Annotated in this window: 4 protein-coding genes; 1 reads left to right on the top strand and 3 read right to left on the bottom strand. The window is 64.0% G+C overall.

Features of this window, described 5'->3' with window-relative positions:
- Window positions 1-25: 25 nt before the first annotated feature.
- The 3 genes from EOA24_RS24375 to EOA24_RS24365 form a co-directional block, all read right to left on the bottom strand.
- Window positions 26-1,336 (bottom strand): efflux RND transporter periplasmic adaptor subunit, encoded by a 1,311-nt coding sequence (locus EOA24_RS24375; RefSeq protein WP_126082064.1) that lies wholly within the window; start codon window positions 1,334-1,336, stop codon window positions 26-28.
- Window positions 1,337-1,615: 279 nt separating this feature from the next.
- Window positions 1,616-2,188 (bottom strand): acetolactate synthase small subunit, encoded by a 573-nt coding sequence (ilvN, locus tag EOA24_RS24370; RefSeq protein ID WP_042644054.1) that lies wholly within the window; start codon window positions 2,186-2,188, stop codon window positions 1,616-1,618.
- A 142-nt stretch (window positions 2,189-2,330) separates the two neighbouring features.
- Window positions 2,331-4,112 carry an acetolactate synthase 3 large subunit gene (locus EOA24_RS24365; RefSeq protein ID WP_126082062.1) on the bottom strand — a complete coding sequence of 594 codons (1,782 nt, stop codon included), beginning with the start codon at window positions 4,110-4,112 and terminating at the stop codon, window positions 2,331-2,333.
- 388 nt (window positions 4,113-4,500) lie between these two features.
- Here EOA24_RS24365 and EOA24_RS24360 point away from each other — a divergent pair.
- Window positions 4,501-6,164, top strand: a 1,664-nt coding sequence (locus EOA24_RS24360; RefSeq protein WP_133374592.1) for a sigma-54-dependent Fis family transcriptional regulator, incomplete at its 3' end; no start/stop codon positions are given.

Here is a 6,164-nt window from a genome sequence, read left to right as displayed (position 1 = left end):
GGCCTGCGAATGCAGAATTCGGAGATCATTGGGCAGCTCCGCCCGCCTTGTCGGCCTCAGCGACTTTCGGTGACGCCTGGTCACCGGATCCGGCCGCCTTGCCTTCATGTACCGCCGCGCCGTTCTTCAACCGTGTCTGGCCCTCGACGACGACTTTCTCGCCGCTCTTCAGACCATCGCTGATGGCGCTGTTCTGCCCCTCCGTCAGCGCCACCTGCACTGGCCGCATCTCCACCGTGTTGTCCGGCTTGACCACATAGACGAAGGGGCCCTTCTGGCTGGGCTGCACCGCGACCGTCGGCACCGAGGTCATGTGCGGCATCGTGCCGGCATCGAGCACCACATTCACATATTGCCCCGGCCACAGCGAAAGATCCGGGTTGGGTATGCTGGCCCGCGTGGCGATGGTGCCGGAAGCGGTATCGACGCTGGAATCGACGAAGTCGAGCGTGCCCTTGCCGATGGGCGTGGGGTCACCGTCCTTGGTCAGCATCACGTTGCCTTGCTGCGGGTCGGCGAGCGCCTTGTGCAAAAGGGCGAGGTTGCTTTCCGGCAGCGTGAAATTCACCTGCAGCGGGTCCATCTGCGTGATGGTGACCAGCGGCGTCGAACTGCTTGAGCTGCCATTGCTGGTGGTGACGAGATCGCCGACCGACACGTTGACGGCGCCGAGCCGGCCCGAGATCGGCGCCGTGATGGTCGCGTAGCTCAATTGCACGGTATCGGCGTCGATCGTCGCCTTGTCGGCATCGATGGTCGCGGCCGCGGCTTTCTGCGCCGCCAGCGCCTGGTCGTAGGTCTGCTGCGTGCCGGCCTGCTTGGCGACAAGATCCTTGGCACGCTGCAGGTCGGCCTGGGCGCTCACCAGCATCGCCTGGTCCTTGGCGAGCGTCGCCTGATCCTTGGCCAGTTGCGCCTTCAGCGCGCGGTCATCGAGCGAAATGAGCAGATCGCCGGCCTTGACCATCTGCCCGTCCTTGACCGCGATCGACACGATCTGGCTGGAAACACGGGCATTGATGTTGACCACCTCCGGTGACGAGACGAAGCCGATGGCATAGCGCCGGATCGGGAAATCGGCGGTGGTCGCGACGGCGGAGACGATCGAGGCCGAACGTGGACCGCCGCCTTTCGCATTGTCGCCTTTCGCATTGTCCGGGGCGCCGGCCGTCTTGTCGCCGCTCGCCGTCTTGTCGCTCGCGTCAGCCTGCTTGCCCGAAATCAGCTGCTGGACCCTGGCCAGCATTGTGGGGGCCAGCATCGTGGGCGAATAGTAGAGCCCGGCCCCCGCCAGGCAGGCGACCGCAACAACTGCAAAGGCAATTTTTCCGCGCATCGACAATATGCCCTCTGACCCGACACGCCGGACCAGGTGGTCTATCCTAGCCCGATCCACGGCGCCTTGCCGCAATTTTCGCCGAATAGATAGGACAAGGCTTTGGCGGAAAAGGGCCAAAACGCGGCATTACGAAGATTTAATGTGCACTGCACAATGGTTAGGCAGCCGGGTAACAGGGGATCCGACCGGGCTGTCCACCGATCCGAAAGGCCGCCAAGATGGACGACTGCCGGGCCAGAGAAACGATTGAAGGGGTGCGAGCGATGTCTGCCTTGCTCACATCCCCTGCGGGCCGCGGTTCATCGCCGCAACGCCGGTGCGGCAGATCTCGACCAGGCCAAGCGGCTTCATGATGGCGATGAACTGGTCGAGCTTGGAGCCCTTGCCGGTGATCTCGAAGATGAAATGCTCGGTGTTGGCGTCGATGACCGAGGCGCGGAAGGCGTCCGCAAGCCGAAGCGCCTCGACGCGGGCGTCGCCCGTGCCGGCGACCTTGACCAGCGCGAGTTCGCGCTCCAGCGGCCGCTCCTGTCCCAGCTCATGCGAGCGCACGGTCAGGTCCACCACCCGGTGCACCGGCACGATGCGCTCGAGCTGATGCTTGATCTGCTCCATCACATGCGGCGTGCCGCGCGTCACGATGGTGATGCGCGACAGATGCTTCTCGTGCTCGGTCTCGGAAACGGTAAGGCTTTCGATGTTGTAGCCGCGGCCCGAGAAAAGGCCGATGACGCGGGCGAGAACGCCCGGTTCGTTGTCGACCAGCACGGAAAGCGTATGGGTTTCCGGCTTCTCGGTTTCCTTGGCGATGAAATAAGCCGAACCGGTCGGCTGGAGCTGTGCGTTCATGACATGAATCTCTATTTTAGACTTTTGAGCTAATTCTCAGTTTGCGCACGGCTTTCTCGCGACAGCCCCGCCTTTGTGGCTAGTGTTATGGATGGAGCATGATGTTGCCCGAAAACCGCTTCTCACTTTTCGGCATCATGCTCTAAACCAGTTCCCTGCCCTTGGCGTCGATGGCGTTGGCCACTGCCTCGTCGGTCGCCTCGTCCGGCAGAAGCATCTCGTTATGCGCCTTGCCCGAAGGGATCATCGGGAAGCAGTTGGCCAAGGTCGCCACGCGGCAGTCGAACAGAACCGGCTTCTTCACCGAGATCATCTCGCGGATCGCGTCGTCGAGCTCGTCCGGCTTGTCGCAACGAATGCCGTGTCCGCCATAGGCCTCCGCCAGCTTGACGAAGTCCGGCATCGCCTCGGTGTAGGAATGCGACAGCCGGTTGCCGTGTAAGAGCTGCTGCCACTGGCGCACCATGCCCATATACTGGTTGTTCAGGATGAAGATCTTGATCGGCGCCTCATACTGCACCGCCGAGCTCATCTCCTGCATGGTCATCTGCACCGAGGCGTCGCCCGCGATGTCGATGACCAGTGCATCCGGATGCGCGATCTGCACGCCGAGCGCGGCCGGCAGGCCGTAGCCCATTGTGCCCAGGCCGCCCGACGTCATCCAGCGGTTCGGCTTGTCGAAATGATAATGCTGCGCCGCCCACATCTGGTGCTGGCCGACCTCGGTGGTGATGTAGGTGTCCATGTCCTTGGTCAGCGCATAGAGCCGCTGGATCGCATATTGCGGCATGATGACGTCGCTGTTCATCTTGTAGGCCAGCGAATCCCGCGCGCGCCATTTCGCGATCTGCTCCCACCACGGATAGAGCGCCTTCTTGTCGGTCTTGGCGGTCGCCCGCCACAGCCGCACCAGATCCTCCAACACACGGCCGACATCGCCGATGATCGGCACGTCAGTGTGGACGTTCTTGTTGATCGAGGACGGATCGATATCGATGTGGATCTTCTTCGAGTTCGGCGAGAACGCGTTCAGTCGGCCGGTGATGCGGTCGTCGAAGCGCGCGCCGATGCAGACCATCACGTCGCAATCATGCATCGCCATATTGGCTTCGTAGGTGCCGTGCATGCCGAGCATGCCGACCCAGTTCTTGCCCGATGCCGGATAGGCGCCGAGCCCCATCAGTGTCGAAGTGATCGGGAAGCCGGTGAGGTCGACCAACTCGCGCAGCAGATGGCTCGCCTCCGGGCCGGAATTGATGACGCCGCCGCCCGAATAGATGATCGGCTTCTTCGCGCCGGCCATCAGCTCGACGGCAGCCTTCACCTTTTCCAGGTCGCCCTGGACTTTCGGCTGGTAGCTGGTGCGCGGCGCCGTCTGCGGCGGCACGTAGATGCCCTTGGCGAACTGCACGTCCTTCGGGATGTCGACCACGACCGGGCCGGGCCGGCCTGTCGTCGCGACATGGAAGGCTTCATGGATGGTGGCGGCTAGATCGTTGACGTCCTTCACCAGCCAGTTGTGCTTGGTGCAGGGCCGCGTGATGCCCACCGTGTCGCATTCCTGGAAGGCGTCGGAGCCGATCAGCGAGGTCGGCACCTGGCCGGTGAGGCAGACCAGCGGGATGGAATCCATCAGCGCGTCCTGCAGCGGCGTCACCGCATTGGTGGCGCCGGGGCCGGACGTCACCAGGAGCACGCCGGCCTTACCGGTCGAGCGCGCATAGCCTTCGGCCGCATGGCCTGCGCCCTGCTCGTGCCGGACCAGGATGTGCTCGACATCGTCTTGTTGAAAAATTTCATCGTAAATCGGAAGGACCGCGCCGCCCGGATAGCCGAAGACGTGCTTGACGCCATTGTCCTTCAGCGCCTGCACCACCATTTCGGCACCCGTCATTTCGCGCCGCTCGTTCTGTCCGTTGCTCATCGGTCTGGTCCCGTACTGTTTCGCCATCTGGCGATTGCTGGTCGTTTAGTTGGATTAGAGGCAATAAAAAAGGCCCCCGAGGGAGCCTGTGTGGTGCGCATGGGAGGTTTTCGCCCGGCGGTTACACCGCCTTGCCCACGCGCCAGCCTACGAGAATGAGTGCCGTTTTCATGGGCGCGGACAATAAGGGCGAAAACGCGGGCTCGTCAATGGGGTCCGGCGCGAATTCACCCGCCTGTGAGAAAAGGCGCTGTTTCGCGCTACCATAGTACAGTTGAGCGCCCGCCGCCGAGGCACCAGTATGTGCCGATGCATGTCGCCCGCAAGGGTGGAGCGGTTTGGGGGCACGACATGCACTATGATGTGACGTTGGCTGCGAGGAGGACGCATGGCTGGCGAACGGGAGCATATCCGCGAGATCGAACAGGTGCTGTCTGGCGCGCGTTCGGTCCGCGACGATATCGTGGTGCAGTCCTGGCTGCGCTGCATCGATACGCATCGGCTCGACCCGGCACGTCCGACGGAAGCCTACATCGTGCCCGATACCCAGTTGCGCGAGCATCGCGAGCAGTCCGAAAGACTGATCGCCATTGCCCGCAGCGGGCTGGAGACATTGTTCAAGCAGGTGGCCGGCCAGAACTACGTCCTGCTGCTGGCCGACGCGAAAGGTGTCACCGTCGACTTCCTCGGCGACCCGCTGTTCATGGACCAGTTGCGCACGGCCGGTCTCTATCTCGGGTCCGAATGGTCCGAAAGCCGCACTGGAACCTGCGGCGTCGGCTCCTGCATCGTCACCGGCGAGGCGATGACAATTCACCAGACCGACCATTTCGATACCACCCACACGCCGCTCTCCTGCACCGCCGCGCCGATCTTCGACACCAAGGGCGAACTGACCGCCGTCCTCGACATATCGCTGTTGCGCTCGCCGCAGCCGAAAGTCAGCCAGAACCTTGCCCTTCACCTGGTGACGGCGTCTGCCCGGCGCATCGAGCTCGCCAATTTGATGGCGCAGATGCATTCGGAATGGGTGCTGCGCTTCTCGCGCTCGCCCGAATTCCTCGATGTCGATCCGGAAGCAGCCATCGCGCTCGATGCCTCGGGCCGCATCCTCGGCACCACGCGCGGCGGGGCGCTGCTTCTGGCGCAGGCCGGAGGCGTCGACTGGAGGCTCTCCTCGCCGATCGGTCAGCCGATCTCGCGTTACCTCGACATGGATATCGATGACTTGCCGAACTTGACGCGCGGGCGCCCGACCGAGGAGCGGCTGGTGTTCGGCCGCAACGGCAGCGCGCTGTTCGCGCATGCCATCGAGCCGCAGCCGTCGAGCGGACGCCGCGCTCCCGCCGAGGCGCTGCCGAAACCGATCGCAGAGCTTTCCGGCGGCGATCCGGCCATGGCGGCCATGCAGGCGCGGGCCGCCAAGCTGGCGCGCACCACCATCCCGATCCTGATCCATGGAGAGACCGGTTCCGGCAAGGAACATCTCGCCCGCGCGCTCCATGACAGCTCCGGGCGTTCCGGCCCGTTCGTGGCCATCAATTGCGCGGCCATTCCCGAACATCTGATCGAGAGCGAGCTGTTCGGGCACGCCGCCGGCGCCTTTACCGGCGCCACGGCCAAGGGACGCAAGGGGCTGATCGAGAGCGCCGACGGCGGCACGCTTTTCCTCGACGAGATCGGCGACATGCCCTACGCGCTGCAATCGCGCCTGCTGCGGGTGATCGCCGAGCGCGAACTGATCCCGGTTGGCGGCACAGCACCTCGGCCTGTCGACATCAAGATCATCTCCGCCTCGCACCATGACTTGCGCCGACTGGTTGCCGAGGGCCGTTTCCGCGAGGATCTGTTCTACCGGCTGAACGCCGCCTCGCTGACACTGCCGGCGCTGCGCGAGCGCACCGATTTCGAATGGCTGCTGGAACGGCTGGTCGGCGAGCGCGCACGCTTGGCCGGGCGGCCGGCAAAACTATCGCCCGCGGCGCGGCTGGCGCTGATCCGTCATGGCTGGCCCGGCAACGTCCGCGAGCTCGTCAACGCCGTGGACCTGGC

The organism is Mesorhizobium sp. M2A.F.Ca.ET.039.01.1.1 (assembly GCF_003998035.1).
Taxonomy (GTDB): Bacteria; Pseudomonadota; Alphaproteobacteria; order Rhizobiales; family Rhizobiaceae; genus Mesorhizobium.
Note: the sequence above shows the minus strand (reverse complement) of the source record. Positions and strands in the feature narration are given on the sequence as shown.